Annotated in this window: 20 protein-coding genes and 1 pseudogene; 8 read left to right on the top strand and 13 right to left on the bottom strand. The window is 52.7% G+C overall.

The genetic code is table 11. The features are described 5' to 3' along the window. Window positions 1-308 precede the first annotated feature (308 nt). The gene (locus tag Q399_RS0109990) at window positions 309-1,490 is read left to right on the top strand and encodes a BaiN/RdsA family NAD(P)/FAD-dependent oxidoreductase (RefSeq protein ID WP_031568217.1); all 1,182 of its coding nucleotides are present in this window, start codon (window positions 309-311) and stop codon (window positions 1,488-1,490) included. Continuing rightward, entirely contained in the window at window positions 1,490-1,855 is a 366-nt protein-coding gene (locus Q399_RS0109995; protein WP_031568218.1) for a hypothetical protein, read from the top strand. The genes Q399_RS0109990 and Q399_RS0109995 overlap by 1 nt, the downstream gene beginning before the upstream one ends. Window positions 1,856-1,865: 10 nt before the next feature. On the opposite strand, the gene Q399_RS0110000 is transcribed toward Q399_RS0109995, so the two are convergent. Together Q399_RS0110000 and Q399_RS0110005 are read right to left on the bottom strand one after the other, a co-directional pair. Further along, window positions 1,866-2,615 (bottom strand): SDR family NAD(P)-dependent oxidoreductase, encoded by a 750-nt coding sequence (locus Q399_RS0110000; protein WP_031568219.1) that lies wholly within the window; start codon window positions 2,613-2,615, stop codon window positions 1,866-1,868. Window positions 2,616-2,668: 53 nt separating this feature from the next. Further along, on the bottom strand, window positions 2,669-3,589 hold the full coding sequence (locus tag Q399_RS0110005) for an alpha/beta hydrolase (RefSeq protein ID WP_031568220.1): 921 nt from the start codon (window positions 3,587-3,589) through the stop codon (window positions 2,669-2,671). 193 nt (window positions 3,590-3,782) lie between these two features. Here Q399_RS0110005 and Q399_RS0110010 point away from each other — a divergent pair, with 193 nt between their 5' ends. Further along, window positions 3,783-4,022 carry an antitoxin Xre/MbcA/ParS toxin-binding domain-containing protein gene (locus Q399_RS0110010; protein ID WP_031568221.1) on the top strand — a complete coding sequence of 80 codons (240 nt, stop codon included), beginning with the start codon at window positions 3,783-3,785 and terminating at the stop codon, window positions 4,020-4,022. A 114-nt stretch (window positions 4,023-4,136) separates the two neighbouring features. Here Q399_RS0110010 and Q399_RS0110015 read toward each other — a convergent pair whose 3' ends face one another. From Q399_RS0110015 to Q399_RS0110035, 5 genes are all read right to left on the bottom strand, one after another. Then, window positions 4,137-4,700 (bottom strand): CBS domain-containing protein, encoded by a 564-nt coding sequence (locus Q399_RS0110015; RefSeq protein WP_031568222.1) that lies wholly within the window; start codon window positions 4,698-4,700, stop codon window positions 4,137-4,139. Between the two features lie 87 nt (window positions 4,701-4,787). Next, a complete protein-coding gene (locus tag Q399_RS0110020; protein ID WP_031568223.1) occupies window positions 4,788-5,111 on the bottom strand; it encodes a hypothetical protein in 324 nt (107 codons plus the stop codon). 189 nt (window positions 5,112-5,300) lie between these two features. Continuing rightward, window positions 5,301-5,474, bottom strand: a complete 174-nt coding sequence (locus tag Q399_RS22095) for a hypothetical protein (RefSeq protein ID WP_157836270.1) — start codon at window positions 5,472-5,474, stop codon at window positions 5,301-5,303. Between the two features lies 1 nt (window position 5,475). Beyond that, a complete protein-coding gene (gene cydB, locus Q399_RS0110030) occupies window positions 5,476-6,501 on the bottom strand; it encodes a cytochrome d ubiquinol oxidase subunit II (RefSeq protein ID WP_031568224.1) in 1,026 nt (341 codons plus the stop codon). Beyond that, a complete protein-coding gene (locus Q399_RS0110035) occupies window positions 6,501-7,922 on the bottom strand; it encodes a cytochrome ubiquinol oxidase subunit I (protein ID WP_245612871.1) in 1,422 nt (473 codons plus the stop codon). The genes cydB and Q399_RS0110035 overlap by 1 nt, the downstream gene beginning before the upstream one ends. Window positions 7,923-8,232: 310 nt before the next feature. Here Q399_RS0110035 and Q399_RS0110045 point away from each other — a divergent pair, with 310 nt between their 5' ends. Both Q399_RS0110045 and Q399_RS0110050 read left to right on the top strand, forming a co-directional pair. Beyond that, a complete protein-coding gene (locus Q399_RS0110045; protein ID WP_031568226.1) occupies window positions 8,233-10,146 on the top strand; it encodes a sensor histidine kinase in 1,914 nt (637 codons plus the stop codon). After that, window positions 10,146-11,555, top strand: coding sequence for a sigma-54-dependent transcriptional regulator (locus Q399_RS0110050; RefSeq protein ID WP_031568227.1), 1,410 nt, complete (start codon window positions 10,146-10,148; stop codon window positions 11,553-11,555). Before Q399_RS0110045 ends, Q399_RS0110050 begins: the two co-directional genes overlap by 1 nt. A 10-nt stretch (window positions 11,556-11,565) precedes the next feature. Here the strand turns inward: Q399_RS0110050 and Q399_RS0110055 are convergent, their stop codons facing one another. The 6 genes from Q399_RS0110055 to Q399_RS22330 form a co-directional block, all read right to left on the bottom strand. Continuing rightward, window positions 11,566-12,630, bottom strand: a complete 1,065-nt coding sequence (locus Q399_RS0110055; RefSeq protein WP_031568228.1) for a S66 peptidase family protein — start codon at window positions 12,628-12,630, stop codon at window positions 11,566-11,568. Window positions 12,631-12,742: 112 nt separating this feature from the next. Continuing rightward, the gene (locus Q399_RS0110060) at window positions 12,743-14,089 is read right to left on the bottom strand and encodes a DUF3472 domain-containing protein (protein ID WP_051685895.1); all 1,347 of its coding nucleotides are present in this window, start codon (window positions 14,087-14,089) and stop codon (window positions 12,743-12,745) included. Between the two features lie 120 nt (window positions 14,090-14,209). Next, on the bottom strand, window positions 14,210-15,001 hold the full coding sequence (locus Q399_RS0110065) for a hypothetical protein (protein WP_031568230.1): 792 nt from the start codon (window positions 14,999-15,001) through the stop codon (window positions 14,210-14,212). A 136-nt stretch (window positions 15,002-15,137) separates the two neighbouring features. Then, complete coding sequence (locus Q399_RS0110070; RefSeq protein WP_031568231.1) at window positions 15,138-16,475, bottom strand: M24 family metallopeptidase; 1,338 nt, start codon at window positions 16,473-16,475, stop codon at window positions 15,138-15,140. Between the two features lie 195 nt (window positions 16,476-16,670). Continuing rightward, the gene (locus Q399_RS22325; protein WP_245612872.1) at window positions 16,671-16,832 is read right to left on the bottom strand and encodes a hypothetical protein; all 162 of its coding nucleotides are present in this window, start codon (window positions 16,830-16,832) and stop codon (window positions 16,671-16,673) included. Window positions 16,833-16,876: 44 nt separating this feature from the next. Beyond that, the gene (locus tag Q399_RS22330) at window positions 16,877-17,065 is read right to left on the bottom strand and encodes a hypothetical protein (RefSeq protein WP_051685896.1); all 189 of its coding nucleotides are present in this window, start codon (window positions 17,063-17,065) and stop codon (window positions 16,877-16,879) included. Window positions 17,066-17,209: 144 nt separating this feature from the next. On the opposite strand from Q399_RS22330, the pseudogene Q399_RS22335 reads away from it, so the two are divergent. The 3 genes and pseudogenes from Q399_RS22335 to Q399_RS22100 all read left to right on the top strand — a co-directional run. Beyond that, window positions 17,210-17,491 (top strand): annotated as a pseudogene (locus Q399_RS22335) (DUF2200 family protein). Further along, complete coding sequence (locus Q399_RS22520) at window positions 17,487-17,537, top strand: hypothetical protein (protein ID WP_422784846.1); 51 nt, start codon at window positions 17,487-17,489, stop codon at window positions 17,535-17,537. Before Q399_RS22335 ends, Q399_RS22520 begins: the two are co-directional and overlap by 5 nt. 211 nt (window positions 17,538-17,748) lie before the next feature. Next, on the top strand, window positions 17,749-18,171 hold a 423-nt coding region (locus Q399_RS22100), incomplete at its 3' end, for an InlB B-repeat-containing protein (RefSeq protein WP_211253284.1).

Consider the following 18,171-nt stretch of genomic DNA (forward strand, 5'->3'; position numbering starts at 1 on the left):
ATAAGCGGGACTGTTCAAAAATCAGACTGCACTGAAATGGTGCATGTTGCGTAGAAAGATCATGCTGGAGCAGGCATTATTGCTACGAATTATTACAAATAGTTACAGGTATGAATTTATTACTATAAGAGATAAGTTAGATTTAAAAGATATAAAAAATACGAATTTTTTCGCACTATTTGTCATTCAGGGCTGTTAAAGCGGGCTGATATTTGCCTTTCTGCCAGATCCGCCGGACAATAGCCGGTTTTCGGCCTGCCATTGCTTGGGGTATGGCCTGAGCTGAAACTCAGAGGTGTAAATTCCAGATGCAGCAGTGGGATGTCATTGTGATTGGCGCAGGCGCCGCCGGTTTATTTTGTGCGATTGAAGCCGGTAAACGTGGCCGGCGCGTGCTGGTGCTGGATAACGGCAAAAAAATCGGCCGGAAAATTCTGATGTCTGGTGGTGGGCGTTGTAATTTTACCAACATCTATGCCAGTCATCAGAACTACCTGTCGCAAAACCCGCATTTCTGCAAGTCGGCGTTAAGCCGCTACACGCAATGGGATTTCATCAGCCTGGTACAGCAGTACCAAATCCCCTATCACGAAAAAACCTTAGGCCAGCTGTTTTGCGATGACAGCGCCAAAGATATTGTTGAACTGCTGAGCAGTGAGTGCCGCAAAGCCGGCGTGCAGATTGCGTTGCAGCAACAAATCAGCAGCGTCACTCATGCAGATGGCCTGTATCAGGTGGTGACGCCGGAACTGACACGCAGTTGCCAGAGCCTGGTGGTAGCCTGCGGCGGCCTCAGTCTGCCAAATTTAGGTGCTACTGCTTTGGGTTATCAGCTGGCGGAACAGTTTGGCCTGAACGTCTTACCGGTGCGGGCTGCATTAGTACCGCTGACCTGGCAGCCAGCCGACAAAGCGGTTTTTGAAGAAATCAGTGGCGTAGCACTGCCGGTCACCGCTGAAGCCAATGATGTGGTGTTCCCGGAGGATATGCTGTTTACCCACCGTGGTCTCAGTGGCCCGGCTATTTTGCAAATCTCGTCATTCTGGCAGCCCGGCGATGATTTGTTGATCAACTTACTACCTCAACTGGATGTCGCCGAGTTTTTACGTGAACAACAGCAAAAACACCCGGAGCAGGAGCTGAAGACGGCATTAGGTAAAGTATTGCCGAAACGGCTGGTAGAAAAGCTGATAGAAATCAAAGTAATAAATAATCAGCCACTGAAAGCGCTGCAACATAAAACCATCAGCCATATCAGTCAGGCGCTGCATCACTATGTATTTAAACCCAATGGCACTGAAGGTTATCGCACCGCCGAAGTGACCTTGGGCGGCGTTGATACTAACGAGTTGTCGTCCAAAACCATGGAAGCAAAAAAACAGCCGGGCCTGTATTTTGTCGGAGAAGTGATGGATGTCACCGGCTGGCTCGGCGGTTATAACTTCCAGTGGGCCTGGAGCTCGGGCTGGGTTGCCGGGCAGTACTGCTGATGGCCAGCGTCAAACCCGGCCCAGACTGGCTGAGCCGCAAACTGTCGGCGCGTTGCCAGCAGCAGGAGCAAAAACTGCGTGAGGTGCTGCAAAAGTTATGGCCTGATTGGCAACAACAGGGCGGCTTGGGCCTCGCGTATCAGCTGCAGTTTGAACATTTTCCACAAAGTTTATTGGTTTATGTGCAGGCACCAGCTGACAGGCGCGAGCTGTTGCTCAAGGCATTGCCGGGCTGGCAGCTGCAACTGCAACAGGCGTTATTTAAAAAAGGTATTGTGCTGAAGCCGCCGCTGCGGCATATCAGCGTTTGTAGCGAATTTCCGCAGCTGGACCCCAGAAGCTTCTGTTTACTGGTTGATTCGTAGCACCCTCGGGTTAATACGGCAGCACAGTACCATCCCAATGCAGCAAGGCTCCATTTTGTGCCGGCGTTAAATCTGCCACCGTTGCGGCCAGCCGCCGTGCAGTCGCCGCAGGGCTTTGTAACTGGCCAGCTGGCAAATTGCGCTGGAAGGGTTTTGACATCGCAGTGTCTGTAGTACCCGGATGCAACGCAACCAGGGTCGCTTGCGGCAGCTGACGTTTCAGTTCTATTGCTGCGCCGCGGACCAGCATATTCAGCGCTGCCTTGCTGGCACGATAACTATGCCAGCCACCAGCCTGATTGTCGCCAATACTGCCGACTTTCGCCGACAACCAACATAATTTGACTTGGGGTGATTTGGTCAGCCATGGCCAGAGGGCCTGCAGCCACAACGACGGCAAAATCGTATTGACTTCAAAGGCCTGGCGTAAGTTGTCAGCGCTGAGTTGCCGCAGGCTTTTTTCCGGTTGTAGCTCTGCCTGATGCAGCAGACCGAGGCAACAAAACACCAGATCAACCGGCTGAGCGAACACAGTGGCCAGCGCGTCCTGCAGCGGCGCAGAACTTTGTTCCAGCTGTTCCGGCTGATACAGATATTGACGGTGATCTGCACGTTGTTGAGGTGACCAAGCCGGCTGACCGGCTTGCTCTACTGGCATTGCGGTGCGGCTAAACACTGACACCATAGCCCCGCAACTCAAATAGTGAGTAGTTAACGCCGCGCCAATGCCACTATTTCCGCCCAAAATCACTACATGCATCTGCTGTCTCCACCGCTTATCTGACAACAGTTACGTCGCAGCGCTTACTTCGATCAGGGTTTTGGCGTCAGTAAAAACTGCAGCGGTAGGTCGAGGCGTTTCGCCCAGGCTTGCTCGGAGTGATCCTCGCCCGGGAAAAAGCGGCTTTGCCATAATGCCGGCGGATACTTCAGCTGTTGCATCACTTGGTCTGCCTGACGTTGTAATGGCGGGTACAAGGCATCCAGCGTCTGGTCGCCATAGTCAAAATACAGTTTATGCTGGCCGGTTTTGGGTAAGTGCTGTTGCATGTAGCGAAAAAATGCAGCAGGCACCGGATTGTCTTTGTCCGGGAAGATCCCCGGCCAGTGCGTGGATAAACATGCTGCGCCGCCAAACACTTGCGGGTATTCACTGATGGCATACATCGAGATTAAACCACCCATGCTGGAACCCAGCACAAAAGTATTGGCGGGGTCGGTCAGCACCGGGAAATGGCTGTCGATGTAGGGTTTTAATTCTGTCACCAGAAACTTCAGGTACGCATCGGAATAAACTTCACGCTGAAATAGTTTCTGACCTGGTTGCCGGTCCAGCTGATAAAGGCTCTGCTGAGTGGTTGCTGGCAGACTTAAAAAAGGCTGTTGCGGAAAGTATTCAGCATGGCGGTTCAAATCGGCGTTATGCACACCCACCACAATAAAAGGCCGCACTTTGCCGCTGCTGATTAGCGCCTGTGCCGTTTCATCCACCCGCCATTCCTGTTTGTTCCAGGTGCTATTGGCGTCATACAGCATTTGGCCGTCATGCATGTATAACACGGCGTATTTGTGCGTCGGGTTAAAACCAACCGGCAGCCAGATATCGATATGCCGGGGCGGCACCAGTTTTGACGGGAAATTTTCCAGTCGTTGCAGGCTGCCCTGGCTGACCTGTGGCAATGCCAGTGAAAAAAAACTCCAGAAGGTACAAAGCACCAACAACGACAGACGCATACCGGCGAACTCCAATAAAACTGAATATTGTCAGCAATATAGGACATCTGGCTGCCAAGCTGTGCTGCATACGAATGCAGCGCCTGTAAAGCTGACGTGGCGGGCCCTACAGCGATTTGTGGTGACGCGCTTGGCGAATTAGCAGCCTTGGCTATAGTAAAAAGGTTCAGGCAAACACCGCAGGAGGGATGCTATGGCAACAATCTCGGAAAATGCATATCGGATGATTCGTTCACATGCGATTGATCCGGTGGAAGCAGAACAGTTTTATCAGCAAGGACTGGCCTATTTTGGCTCTGACGCGTTGTTTGCGCAGTGGCTGACCAACGCAAATGCTTACACCATGGGGCAGGCACCAATTAATGCCCTATCCGCGGAAAATGGCATTGCTTATCTGACCAGTCTGATGAATCGGATGCAGGACGATTACTGAGCGCTGGTAACTGCTTTCTAAGCAAAAACAATAAAGGCGGCCTAAGCCGCCTTTTTGTCCCAACCAGTCCGGCCCCAACAGCCGGTCCCAACCTGATTTGTGTAACCCGACGCTTTATGCGTACAACCGGTCGAAGATATTCAGGAAGGTCGGTTGCCGTTCAATTTCGAGCGGCGGTAAATGCAGACGGCTGGCGATATCACGGGCACTAATCACACCGCGGATTTGGTGGTTTTCCAAATCAATCACCACACAAAAGGATTCGCCATTGTGCTGCAGTGTGTTCAACACATCACCAACAGTGCAGTACTGAATTTGCTGGTAGGACAGGGCGATCAGATTGTCGCGGTGACGCATCAGGTCAACCACTTGCAGCTCGCTGGCTTTTAAGTCTTTGCTGACATGCTGCATGATGTTCTGCGATGACAGCTGCTCAGTACTAATCAGGCCAATCATTTCTTTATGTGCATCCACCACCAGCTTAAAGCTGCAGTGTTCATGCGTCATCATATCCAGCGCTTCTAACGCATTGGTTTCCGCATCCAGGATGGCGGGAGCGCTGTGGCGGAAATCGTTAAAAATCTGCAATGCAGGCGATTTTAACGTGGTATCAGCAAATTCAGTGGGTTGGATCAAATGGTCAATGTGATCAACGGTATAAACGTTTAACTTTCTCATATATGCCTCACAGGAGCCTGTCAGAGCAGGCCCGATCTAATCTGGGAAAAATAGAATGCAATGCTGTTTTCACAGCGGGACAACAGATTAGGCGATGGCAGGTGGTGCGCGCGGCGCAGCGAGCAGCTGATTCTGCTGGCGTGGCGGCAAGCCATTAAAGGTGTGAGCAATAACATCCGGGAAATAAGCAGTAACAACTGATGTGCTCTGTAACAGCACCGGGTGTTTTGTTTCGGGGTCTTTTGGCGTTTCTGCGTCAGTAACTTTCAGCGTTTGCTGACTGAGCAGTACCTGACTGTGGCTGAACTGTGCTTCTGTATTATCAACCCATGCCTGAGAGGCAGAGCGGGTTTCACCCGACAGCTGGACGCTCATGTAGAGGATGACTAAAAACAGTTTCAGCAGACGCATAGAATCAAATCTCTGACAGGTTCAACAGCAGAACCACGAATTGACTATAGCAGCGGCCGTTTTAAAAAGGCAATGAAAAAAAACGCACAGCCTGAGCGAAAAAGTCAATCAGGCTGTGCTTAAAAACTCTGATCCAAGTCAAAATTTGCTGCAGTTTTTCTGGCTAGATCTTGTTTGAAAACCTCGTGGTTACAGCAATTTTGTGCCAAATTTCAATAAGCTGGCGATCGCAAAGATCGCTGCCAGTCCTCCCAGATACAACAAGAAAAACCAGTGATTGCCCGGGCGTTGTAACCGCTGCCATTTGCGACGAATGGCAGTGGTAAGAGAAAAAATTTCAGCTGTCCGGGTTTTGTTTTCCATCTTAATAGCCCTCGCTAAAGTCTTCGACCTTGCCGGCGAAGATACGGTAACCCCAGCAGGTATAGGCCAGGATCAACGGGACAAAAATCAACACGCCCGGCAGCATAAACTGCAAACTGGCTTGCGGTGCTGCAGCCTCAACATAACTCAGTTTGCCAGGCACAATTGCCGGAAACAGACTAACCAACAGGCCAGCAAAGCCCAGCGCAAACAGACTAACAGCTAGCCAGAAAGGCCGGTCCTCGTGGCGGCTATGCGGGATGGCACCGGCTTTTAACTGACGTTGCACCCGGCCCAAATCGCGGTAGAGCAAGCGTGCAGCCAGCACAGACAATAACGGCAGTGGCCATAACCAGAGGAAGTGCCAGCCACCAAACCAGCGCTGCCAAATCTCGTCGCTACCCATGGCCGTGGCAATACTGACCACCAGCATAGCGCCCATCAAAACCCAGACTAAACGCCGGCCATAGCGCGCCGCACGTTGTTGCCTGCCGTCCCGGCATTTCATCACCAGATAAGTGCAGCCGAGCAGGGCATAACCGGCCAGCAGGGCAAAACCAGTAAACAAGGTAAATGGCGTTAGTAAATCCAGCGGCGACGCCGATACCAGCGGTGTCCCGCCAATCAATACGCCAAGCATCAGGCCCTGACAAAAGGCCGCGACGGTCGACCCTATGGCAAAAGCACGGTTCCACCAGCGTTTGGATGTAGTTGATTTAAAACGGTATTCAAAAGCGACGCCGCGAAAAATCAGCCCAATCAACATCAGCATAATGGGTGCATACAAGGCCGAAGTCAGGCCAGCGTAAGCCGCCGGAAAAGCGCCGAACAGAATCACGCCGCCAAACACCAGCCAGGTTTCGTTGCCGTCCCAGACGTGGGAGATAGACCGCATCAGCTGGTCTTTGTCGGCTTCGTCGCGAAACCAGGGGTATAAAATACCGATGCCCAAATCAAAGCCATCCAGCAATACATACATCAGGATGGCAAAGCCCAGCAGCAGGAAATAAAACAGGGGTAAATCCATTATTTGGCTCCTTCGGTCTGAGTGTCATTGCCTTGCAGAGTTTTGGTCAGGGCCAGCGCATATCCTGAGGCTTCGACGCCAATCAGATGATGTTGTAAATCCTCTAGTGGTGGTGGGCCTTTTTTAATCAGCTTGCGGAAAAAATACAGATAGACGCCAAACAGCAGGCTGTATGTCAGCACAAATAAGGTCAGCGACAAGGCGACCCGCTCTGCCGGCAGCGGCGACACCACTTCACTGGTGCGGACCAGTCCATAGACAATCCAGGGCTGACGGCCGACTTCGACCACATACCAGCCGGCCAGCACTGAAATCACCCCGGTGGGCGCCATCAGACTGCACAGCCATAAAAACAGCGGTTGTTGGTACAGCGCGTCACGCCGGCGCAGCCACAGGCCCCAAAGTGCCAGCATTATCATCAGGACACCGAGGCCAACCATGACGCGAAACGAGAAAAACACCAGCGGCACATTGGGTCTGTCGGCTTTTGGCACCGATTGCAGACCGGTCAGTTCACCATGCCAGTCGTGGGTCAGGATCAAACTGGCCATGCCCGGAATGGCGACCTCAAAATGGTTTTTCTCTTGCACCGGGTCCGGAATGGCAAACAACAACAGCGGCACATTTTGCTCGCGCGCCGGCCAAATGCCTTCCATTGCTGCCAGCTTCACCGGTTGATGTTCTTTCACGTTCAGACCATGCAGATCACCGACAAAAGCCTGTAGAGGTGCAAAAATTAACAACCACCACAACGAAAACGACAGGCCCTTCCGCGCAAAAGCGATATGTTCCTTACGACGTAAATACCAGGCCGAAGTAGCGAGTACCACCAGGCCGGCAGTCAGCATAGTCGCAAGCAGCATATGCACCAGCCGGTAAGGCATCGAGGGGTTAAAAATCACTTCCAGCCAGCTTTCGACGACAAACTTACCGTCGACGATGGCGTGACCAGCCGGGGTCTGCATCCAGCTGTTGGCGGCGATGATCCAGAACGCTGAGATCCAGGTGCCCACGGCGACAGTGCAAGTGGCGAAGAAATGCAGCCGTGCGCTGACGCGTTGCCAGCCAAACAACATCACACCGAGGAAACCGGCTTCGAGGAAAAACGCCGTCAGTACTTCGTAAGCCATCAAAGGCCCGAGTACAGCGCCGGTCAGCTCAGAAAACTTCGAGAAGTTAGTGCCAAATTCGTACGACAACACAATGCCGGATACCACGCCCATGCCAAAAGTAATGGCAAAAGGTTTGATCCAGAATTTGGCCAGTTGCAGGTACAGCGGGTTGCGGGTTTTCAGCCACAGACCTTCCCAGATGGCAATCAGCGTCGCGAGGCCGATAGTGATAGATGGGAAAATAATGTGAAAGCTGACAGTAAAAGCAAACTGCAGCCGGGACAGAAGCGCGGAATCCAGTTCCATCATGCTGCTCCCCGGCCGCGTTCGGCCCAGAACCATAACGGCGCCAGTACGGCGACGATACCAACCAGAAAAGCCAATTCAGTGAGAAAGACTGACCACAGCATGCATCTACTCCTGCCACTAAGGACCTAAAAATCAACATCGATGCCAGTTCAATGCGATTGTTGGGCCATGCCAGCGCAATTTAGCAAAACATTGATCTGTATCAATAAATGCCAAGCTGCTTGAGCAGGCTGACAAGCTGGTTTACGCTATGCCCACAATAAATCGTCAACACCGTTGACACATGGTGTCTGAAATGCGGGGAGACCTGATGGATTTAGCGCTGTTATTTGAAACCATGCTGGGGCTGACCAGCCTCAGTGCTTTGTGGACAGGGCTATGGCTCTGGTGGCACGCACGTTTTCAACCGGTGTTAAAACCGCTGGCTGGTTTTTGCGCCATGATGGCGGCCTGGTGCGGTGGCCATCTGGCGCTGCAACATGACTTGTTGTTGCCCGGTAAAGTGTTGATTTTGGCCAATCCGCTAATGCCGGCGTTTTTTCTGCAATTTGCGCTGCGTTATGTCACGACACAGCCACAACAGCCGCAGCTGCGCTGGATTGAATGGTTACGCCAGTATCAGGCCTGGGTGTTGCTGGGTTCAGTGCTGGTGGTGCTGCTGAGTTGGTCACAACCGTCGGCGCGGGTGCAGGCCTTGTATGGCATGCCGGTGTTTTTCCTGTTTGATGGTTTTGGCTGGTTTAATCTGGGGTACACCGTGCTGCTCGGTATGCTGGCGCACTGGGTGCTGTGGCGTGGCCGCCATGCTTATCAGGGCAATAAACGTCATTCAGTAGTGGCCATTTCAATGACCGCCGGCATTGGCTTGTTACTGGCGACCAGCTTTGTCTTTCCGTCGCTTGGCCTTAACTGGTATCCCTGGCCAATGCTGGTATTGCCGCTGTATCTGGTGTTGCTGGTGTACAGCGTGGTCCGTTATCAGTTGCTGGCGGTCAATGCCTTTGCCAGCCGGGCGCTGGTCTATCTGGTGATGGGCTTATTGCTGTTGTTGTTGATGGCGCTGATCAGTTCGTTATTTGGCCAGTTTGGCATGCCGGCTTTGGCTGAAGTACCGGGTTGGCAGCTCTGGCTCTATTCCAGTCTGTTGCTATTATTCGCCGCTGCGGCCTACCGGCCGGCCAGCCGGTTAGCCGAGCGGCTGATTTTCCCTGGCGTGCAGCTGAGTGAAGCCATGGTCAGTCGCTGGCAGCAACAGCTGGCTCTTGCCGCCGACTGGCAGCAGCTCGCCGAGCAGGCGGCAGTGCTCATTCGTCAGCCGCTAAAACAACCGGTACAGATTGGGCTGTGGCAGGGCACTGAACTGCTGGCACAGAGCACTGAATCGTCGTCGCTGAAATTGCAGGTTATTGCAGTGAAAAGTAGTGAAGCAGCAGCTAACAGCTGGCAATTTTCTATTGAAGGTGAACAAGGTCTGACGCCGACCTTAAAACTGACGGCCGAAGTGTTTGGCTCCTTGCTGGTCAGCAGCTGCGCCCGTCTGCAGTCGGCCTTAGCGCTGGCGGAGGCCGAAAAACAGCAGCTGGCGCAGCAACATCTGGTCGAACTCGGCGCTTTGGCCGCCGCGATGGCGCATGAATTGCGTAACCCGCTGAATATCATTTCGATGGCATCTGCCGCGGTCGATGCTGAACTGCGTGGTCATATTCAGACTCAGCTGAAACGGGCGGACCGGCTCATCGCCGACATGCTGGTGTATGCCGGCCGGCTGCAGCTGCAACCGGTTGTATTTGAGCTGCAGCCGCTGGTGCAGTCTTTGCTACAGCAGGCGCCGGATGGGGTGCGCACGGAGCTGGAGATGCCGGCCGGTTTACAGTTGCAGGCCGACCCATACCGCATTCAGCAAGTGTTGCAGAACCTGTTTGACAACGCCTTTGCGTTTTTACGCAATCAGCCCGGCGCATGTCTGCGCGTAGAAGCTAACCCTGTGGGCGGTGACGTGCAGATCCGGGTGCTGAACAATGGTCCGGCACTCGACGCATCGCTGCTGGACGGTCAGCTGTTCCGGCCTTTTGTCAGTAAAAGGGCCGGTGGTAGTGGCCTGGGTCTTGCCATCGTTGCCCGTATTATTGAGGCCCATCAGGGCCGTATTCAACATCAGAGCGACCCGGTCTGGCCGGTCTGCTTCGTGGTACATTTGCCTGCGATTTCCGGAGAGATACGCTGATGAGCGCTGCTTTTTCGTTAGATAATTTCCGCACTGCCCGCATCTTGCTGGTCGACGACGAACCGGCGTTTCGCCTGCTGGCCGAACGTTTTTTGCAGCAGCAGGGCCATCAGGTGCTGCTGGCGGCCGATCTGGCACAGGCCAAAACAGTGCTGGCACAACAACCAGTGGATTTAATCCTGCTCGACCTGTCTTTGCCGCCAGCTTTTGACCCGCAGGCCACCTTGCAGGCGCTGCCCGAGCTGGCGGGCCAGCCGGTGATCATTCTGACCGGTCACGCCGAACGGGAACTGGCGCTGCAGGCAATTAGCCTTGGCGCATGGGATTTCCTCGCTAAACCAATAGATCCGGATTTACTGGCCGTCGTGGTGAAGCGGGCGGTCAGTAAACATCTGTTGGAACAGGAACTCAACAGCTTCAAACGCGGTGCTGAGGCGCAACAAGGGGTGCAGCAGCTGGTCGGAGTTTCGCCGGCGCTGCGCAATATCCGCACGCTGATTGAGCGTATTGCGCCTACTGATGTGCGGGTACTGGTGACAGGCCCGTCCGGTACCGGCAAAGAAGTGGTATCCAGAGCACTGCATCAGCTTAGTTTGCGCGCCGCCGGGCCTTTTGTCTCGGTGCATTGCGGCGCTATTCCGGCTGAATTGCTGGAAAGTGAACTGTTTGGTTATGTACGCGGTGCTTTTACCGGTGCCGACAAAGACCGGCAGGGCCTGCTCAGTATGGCCGACGGCGGCACGCTGTTTCTCGATGAAATTGGCGAGATGCCGCTACCAATGCAAGTGAAGCTGCTGCGTGTGTTGCAGGAAGGCACTTTTTATCCGGTCGGTGGCCGTGAGCAGAAAAAAATCGATATCCGGCTGGTTTCAGCGACCAATGCGCAGTTGCCTGAACTGGTGAAACAAGGCCGTTTTCGCGAAGACTTGTATTACCGCATCAAAGGCATCACGCTGGAAACACCGGCGCTGGACGAGAGGCGCGAAGACATTCCGCTGCTCATTCAGCATTTTTTGCAGCAAATCGCTGCAAAGTCGTCACAAAATGTCCAATTAGCCGCGCCGGCGCTGCAGTGGTTTTTGCAAAGGCCCTGGCCGGGCAATGTGCGGGAACTACGCAATACGCTGGAAAGTGTGGTTGCTATTGCCCGTCATGGCGTGGTGCAGCTGGCCGATATTCAGCTGCTGCATCTGGATGCGGTGGAGTCCGTTTTTGTGGATGTGCAGTTACCGCCCGGCAGTTCACTGGAAGAGCAGGTACGTCAGCTGGAAATTCGTTTATTAAGTGAAGCACTGACCACCCATCAGGGCAACCGCAGTCAGGCGGCGCGCCAGCTCGGTTTGTCGCGCCAGGGCTTACTGAAAAAAATTGAACGGTATGGTTTGCAACAGATGGGGCTGACCGATTGATGTCGCAGAATTAGCCGGCAAATACCGGCTCAAGCAGTTGCAGGGTGCCGGCCCCCGCATCAAGCCTTACTGTAGCGCCAACGGGTAAAATGAACTGACGTTTCAGATGACCAATCATGGCGCCGCGATAGGCCGGGATCTTCAGTGGCAAGACATAGTCTTGCAGAATTTGGTCCAGCGTCAGGTTGCCGTAGCCATGTTCCGGTTCACAGTCTGTACATTCGCCAAAAACGAGGCCTTTGATGTGCTGCAGTGTGCCGTTTAGCGCCAGGGTGCTGAGCATACGGTCAATACGGTATGGTGCTTCGGCAATATCCTCGATAAACAGGATTTTGTCGCGGCAATCCGGAAAATAAGGCGTGCCGGATAAAGCAGTCAGCACCGTCAGATTGCCGCCGACCAGCCGGCCTTCAGCAACGCCACTACGGATCGTCAGTGTCTGGCTGTTGCGAGGCACCAGTTCGTCTTTGATTTCCGCCTGGTTTTGGTAAAGCGGCAAAGTTTTGGCAAAAAACAGCTGCTGAAATTGCTGCACATTAAAAGCCGGCCAGCCATCGGCACCATTCGGGCCGTGAAAACTAATCAGACCGGTTTTTGCCTGCAGCGCACAATGCAGCGCCGTGATATCAGAGTAACCCAGCAGCGCCTTTGGGTTCGCCGCAATCATTGCATAGTCCAGTAACGGCAGAATACGTGCAGCACCGGAGCCGCCTCGCAGACAAATCACTGCTTTCACTTCGCGGTCGGCAAACATTGTATTCAGATCCGCCGCGCGCTCTGCATCAGTGCCAGCCAGGTGACCCCGCCGGTTGGCAATAAAGTTGCCATTTTTGACCTTAAATCCTAATGCCTGCATCGCCTGCTGTACCAGCTGAAAATCCAGCGCGTCCGCTGTTGCCGCAGAAGGGCTGACCAGTCCGACAGTGTCACCGGGTTGCAATGGCCGCGGTTTGATTACCGGGCGTTGCGGCGCCGCCAGCGCGGTCGGTGCGGCAAGGCTGAATAAAGTCCCCGTTGCCGCCAGACCGAGTAAGTTTTTAGCGAGCTGGCGACGGGGTAAGTTGGCTTTTGACATCTGCGGCTCCAACGAAGTGGCGATAGGTGCATTACAGTTATATCGCGTTGGCGTCGCAGCGGCCAGAGGGTGTTGATAATTTATTCCTTAAGTGGATGCTGGTAGGAATAAATCACGGTAATTGCGTTAAATCCAGCGCTGGTGCAGCGGTGGCTTCGCGGCTGAATTTGCTGGCATAAGTGGTGAATTCATCGAAAAAACCACCATTTTTCAGGTAAAACCGACCATTTTTCATACCGCCCTGATAGTCCCAGCGTGATTGCCGTTTGGCGGTATCGTCATAGCTGAAACTGGCTTGTAGTAGCGGCAACCATTCGCCGGTGGCAGTTCTGACCCAGCCGTTGCCATATTGCGCTTCGCGGCTGAACTGGCCGGCTTCCGGTATAAAGTTTTCCAGAAAAGCATGATGATGGGTTAACCAGGTTTGGGTCTTGGGCCGGCGGAAACTGGCAATGAGGCGCCAGCTGGCCTGCTCAGGTGCATAAAACCAGGCGCTGTAGTCAGTGCTGTTATTGTCGCCAGGTTTGGCTTTGAGCAGAAATTTGTAGGTATTATCGGCACGCCACGGATAGACCAGATAACTCTGACCACCGGAGCCTTCATTGCCAAATTCACCGATCTGCACTTCAGGGCCTTTGCGCAGCAGCTGTACACGGTCTTCCGGCGGGATTTTACTCGGGTCGTCTGTTTCATAAGGGCTCCAGACCGAAAACAACACGCGGCGTTCGCTGGCGGAATTGACCTGAATACCAAAATAACCCTGACCAAAACCATTGGCCATGTAATAAGAGCCGATCACATCCTGGCCGGCCGGCACTGTCAGTTCCGAATAAAAGTATTCCACTGCAGCGTCGGTCGGGCTTGGGTAATTCAGGTGTACCGAAGGTCCGCGCCGGCCCCAGTAGAACTCATCTTTAATAAAATAGCTGTCGCTGCCGACCGCACTGCCGCCAATCAGAAGGTCGTCAATATCGGCAAACACCTCGGCACTGGCACTGATGCCACGCAGCACGATCTTCTGATAACCAGGCTTGATGACATTAAATTTGCCGACGTATACCTGCTGCAAAACCGTGTTGCTCAGTTCAACTTTTTTGCTGACGCCGCCAAGGCTGACTTCCAGCGCCGAAGTGCCGGACAACACTTTGGCATTTAACGCCAGTTCCAGCTCGCCAGTTTTGCCAAGGCGCAGGTAAGTGACAATCGTATCCGAACTGCGGCGCCAGTTGCGGATGCCATCTGTCTGAATGATGCTTTCGGTTTCTTTCGGATTGCCTTCCACCCAACTATTGGCAGCCGTGGGTACCTTGATGGTCAATTGTGGTGTTTGCGGTTGCGACGGGGTTTGCTGTACCGGCGCGGTGACTGGAGCAGTAACATTGCCGCCGCTGCTGCCACAGCCCGCTTGCAGTAAAGATAAAAATAACAGGGCCGGTCCGGCCAGTAATTTCTGCATCATGAAAACACTCCTGCGCGCTTGTTAAAGCAAAGCTTTTAAAATAAAGCGAAATATTTGTGAATGGTTCTGCAGGATGCTAACCACAGCGTGGAAAGAAATCAAATGAAAGTTTCGATGGCTTTATTGTTGCGGAAAGTACCGCATCAGATCGGCATGGATCAGCGCATAGTCAGCTTCGCCAAAAAACTCGCGGTGATAACGGACTAAGTCGGCCTGATACTGCCGGTCCTGCATTTTCTGGTCGAGCAGGCGAATGAGTTGCAAACCCAGCGGGCTTTTGTTGCAGACGATATAGCCACGCGACAATGACACACCCTGCAGCGTTTGGCCGAACACTGGTTGGCTGATGCCTTGTTTTTTTAAGCTGGCCCGCACTATTGCGGCGAATTCAATCACCGCATCCAGTCGCTGTTTGCCGAGCATCAGTGCCAGGTTTTCGGCGGCGTCGTCGCCACTGCGAACAAAAAACTGCTGTGGATACTGTTTAATTAAGGCGTCAATTTCCGCGTTGTAACTGCGGCCCGCTGCTACACCGATTTTTAGCTCCGGGCGTTGTTTCAGCAATGCTGTCAGGTTTATCGGCTGATCAGAGAATGGCCGGGTACTGAGCAGTTGTAGCGGCGGGTAGACACTGGTTGGCAGTTTGGCGAAATACAAAAACTGCTCGCGCTCCGGCGTGTGGACTTTATTCAGCGCACAATAATTGCTGTTTTGCCGCAGCAGCTCCCAGGCGCGGGCATTGCTGAGCAGCTTGGGTTCTATTTGCAGGTCGGGCAGGGCAATTTGTTGAAGCTTGGGCAGGATGCGGGTTTCGACATTAATCCTTTTGTCGTCACTGAGCGGCATGTGATTTTCCAGCAACACCATCCGCAGCGGCGCAGCCAAAGCGGCAGTGCCAGTGAGAACACTCATCGCAAACAAAAAGTGTCGTATCAATGTTGTTCCCACCAAATCGGGCTTTGATAAAACTCTAACCTACAAACCGGTATTTTCGACTGGTTCCAATCGAAAATACCGGGGATTCGGCGCAATTGACCGGATATTGTCGTTATTTGCTGCGGATCAAATGTAGTTGCTGTTGGCGGCCATTGAGATAGTGGAACTGCTGACCGTCAAAATAACCGTCCTCTTCCAGCATAATGCGAATTTCGTTGCCCCAGGCCGGAATATCGACCGCGACATTCAGCTCAATCGAGTATGCCGTGTTAGGGTAAAGCGGATAATCGCCGCTGCCCGGTGTGCCATGCTGGTTGTCCCACATCCCGATAGTCGGGCCGGCGGCATGACCATGATGACCAATCGGATGGCTGTAAATAGTCGCTTTCAGGCCTTTTGCTTTGGCGTCTTGCAGACTTTTTGCCAGCAGCGCGTTGCCGCTGAGGCCGGTTTGAAAGTTGCCAGTCAGGATGTCCTGCGCCTGATTGCCGTGTTTCAGCGCTTGTTTTAGATAGTCAGGCGCATCGGTTTCACCCGGCCGCAGCACATAGGCATGTTGTTGCTGGTCAGAATTTAACCGCAGATAAGTCAGGCCAAAATCGACGTGTAGTAGGTCGCCGGGTTGAATGATGTTGTCGGCTTTGGCAGCACTGAAAGCTTTGATTTGGTCAAACTTGCCCGAGCTGGGCCGCTGGATAGAGACTGTTGGGTGAAACCAGACCGGCAGGCCAAGCCGGGTGCTTTCCTGACGCAGCCACCAGACCACATCTTCAGTGCTGGTTTTACCGGGTGTCACCACTTCGTTGGAAAAAGCCCGGGCAATCAGCTTGTGGCCGATGGCGGTCAGGTTTTTATATTGCTCGATTTCCCCCGGCAACCGAGTTTCCAGCCAGCCGACCGCCAGTTTTTCGGCACTGACTAACTTGCCGGATAAGTCTGTGCCGAGGCTTTTTTTCAACAAATCCAGCTCGGTTGCGACCATACCATCAGCGTGACCATAACTACTTGACTGGTTAATGCCAATGCGTTTGGGGTTTTTACTGCGGATAAGGTCGGCGAGCGCCTGCCATTGGTCCGGCTGTTTTTCCACGTCCCAGGCTTTTTTAAACGCAGTACCGACGTCATACCGCGCCACGGCATACAGTTCCGGAGCCTTGCCTGTGCCCGGATTGACTATCACCAACATGGTACGGCGGCGCGCTGACAGCCAGGTCGCCGGTAACATGGTTTTCAATACCGGGTCTTCATTGTATTCCCGTGAAATCAGCAGCCACATATCGATGTTTTCGCGCTGCATCAGCGGCGGCAAAATTTGTGTCAGCCGTTGCTGCAGCAGATCATCCATCAGCCGGGCTTGTTCGCGTTCCGGCAACACTTCAGGCGCGGCAGTGGTGGCAAATACGGCCGGGCAGAACAGCAGCGCGAGCGCCAGATAATGTGATTTCATCATGGATTTCCTTTTAGATAGAGCCTGCTAAGCTGGCAACTATTGGCTGAAATTTATCCTAAAAGAAAACAATAGCCTGCAACAGGTCATTGGACCGGATTTAGCGGGAGTTGGTCTTGTCGGTGCTGGTTGAAGAGATTCGCTGAGCCTGCGTCAGAGTCTTCGGGGGCTGCTGCAGGCGGTGATTGCTGGCCGGCGTTACGAGCAATGAATATCCTTGATTTTCCTCTGGCCGGCCTGCAAATGCAGCACGATAGTTTCCATGCTCTGATGATCGCGATCCTTACCCTTGTAGTTGCCTTTGGTATGGCTGCGGGCAATTGAAATGGCGAAATAAACGTTGATGCTGCTGATATTCATCAGCACTGCGCTCTACACTGCCGCCTTCATAGATAGTGACATCATCAGCTAACAGCGCTTGCTTGTTGTTTGTCGCCGCTATTCAGCGCCTGGTGAAAGCTCGGCACAACCTTGGCGGCGGCTGCGTCGGTGCCTTTGATGATGGCCGGCGTATGCGGCTGATTACCGTGGGCGAAAAGGTTAAAACTTAAAACGCTGAGCAGCAATAAAGTGCAGTAGCTGCGAAGTAGCATAGAGACGTTCCGTATCGTTGCAGAAGTCGAACGACTACAGTACGGGCAAAATAGTGATTAGAGAATCTATTGCGCAGCTGACAGCGTTGTGTCCGCTGGTGGCAGAAATAAGGAATTGGTATGACTTCAGAGCGCATTTTCAATATGGCTTTTGCCAAAGTCTATTCGCTTTATGTACAGAAAGCGCAGCGTAAAAACCGGAGCCAGGCTGAAGTTGACCAGATTGTTTGCTGGTAGACCGGCTATGACGCCGCTGGGTTGGAGAAACAGTTGTGCAACGAAGTGAGTTTTCAGCAATTTTTTGCCGATGCGCCAGCGTTTCAGCTTAAAGCCGCTTTGTTCACCGGCGTGGTCTGTGGTGTTCGGGTAGGAGAGGTTGTGGGCCCTCTAATGCAAAAAAATCCGCTATCTCGACAAGCTAATTGATGAATTGGCAAAAGTGAAAGCGCTGGAGAAGATTTTGCGGCAGTAAGCGATTAGGTATTTGGCTAAATTCCTGAGCTCGTGATATCGATTTGTTGGGGGTTGGTTGAATATTTCCATGGCAAACGCTTTAAATAAATGTATAATTTAAATTAATTGTTTATATTAATTGCCCGTGCCAAATGAGCCCCACGATAGAATAAACGCGTTTTTATATACGTCGTATGTACCAGTGGAATGTTTTGATAAGGATTTTTAGATTGTACACAAATTTACTGAAGAAGCTTTTCATATTGCTACTGAGTTGCTTTATTATTGGTTGTGGTGGCTCTGCTTCAGATAACCAAGACCTCCCAAAAGAACCTGCCAAACTCAGCTATGAAGTTTTAGCAATATCTTCAGTAGGTGGCAATGTCACCCCAAAAAGCCAAATAATCTTTTCTGGTGGCACAGCTACTTTAAATGTTGCTGCTGACAACGAATATGAAATTGAGAGTATACTTGGCTGCAATGGACAACTCAGTGGAAATCTCTACACAACCGGTATTATTACTTCTGCATGTGAAGTATCAGCAAAGTTCAAATTAAAATCCTATGCAGTGACAGCGACGGCTTCGGAAGGCGGCACCATCACTCCGGGCAGTCAATTGGTCCAACATGGTCGTACGGCGGTTGTAAATATT

Source organism: Rheinheimera texasensis DSM 17496 (assembly GCF_000711985.1).
In the GTDB taxonomy this organism is placed as follows: Bacteria; Pseudomonadota; Gammaproteobacteria; order Enterobacterales; family Alteromonadaceae; genus Pararheinheimera; species Pararheinheimera texasensis.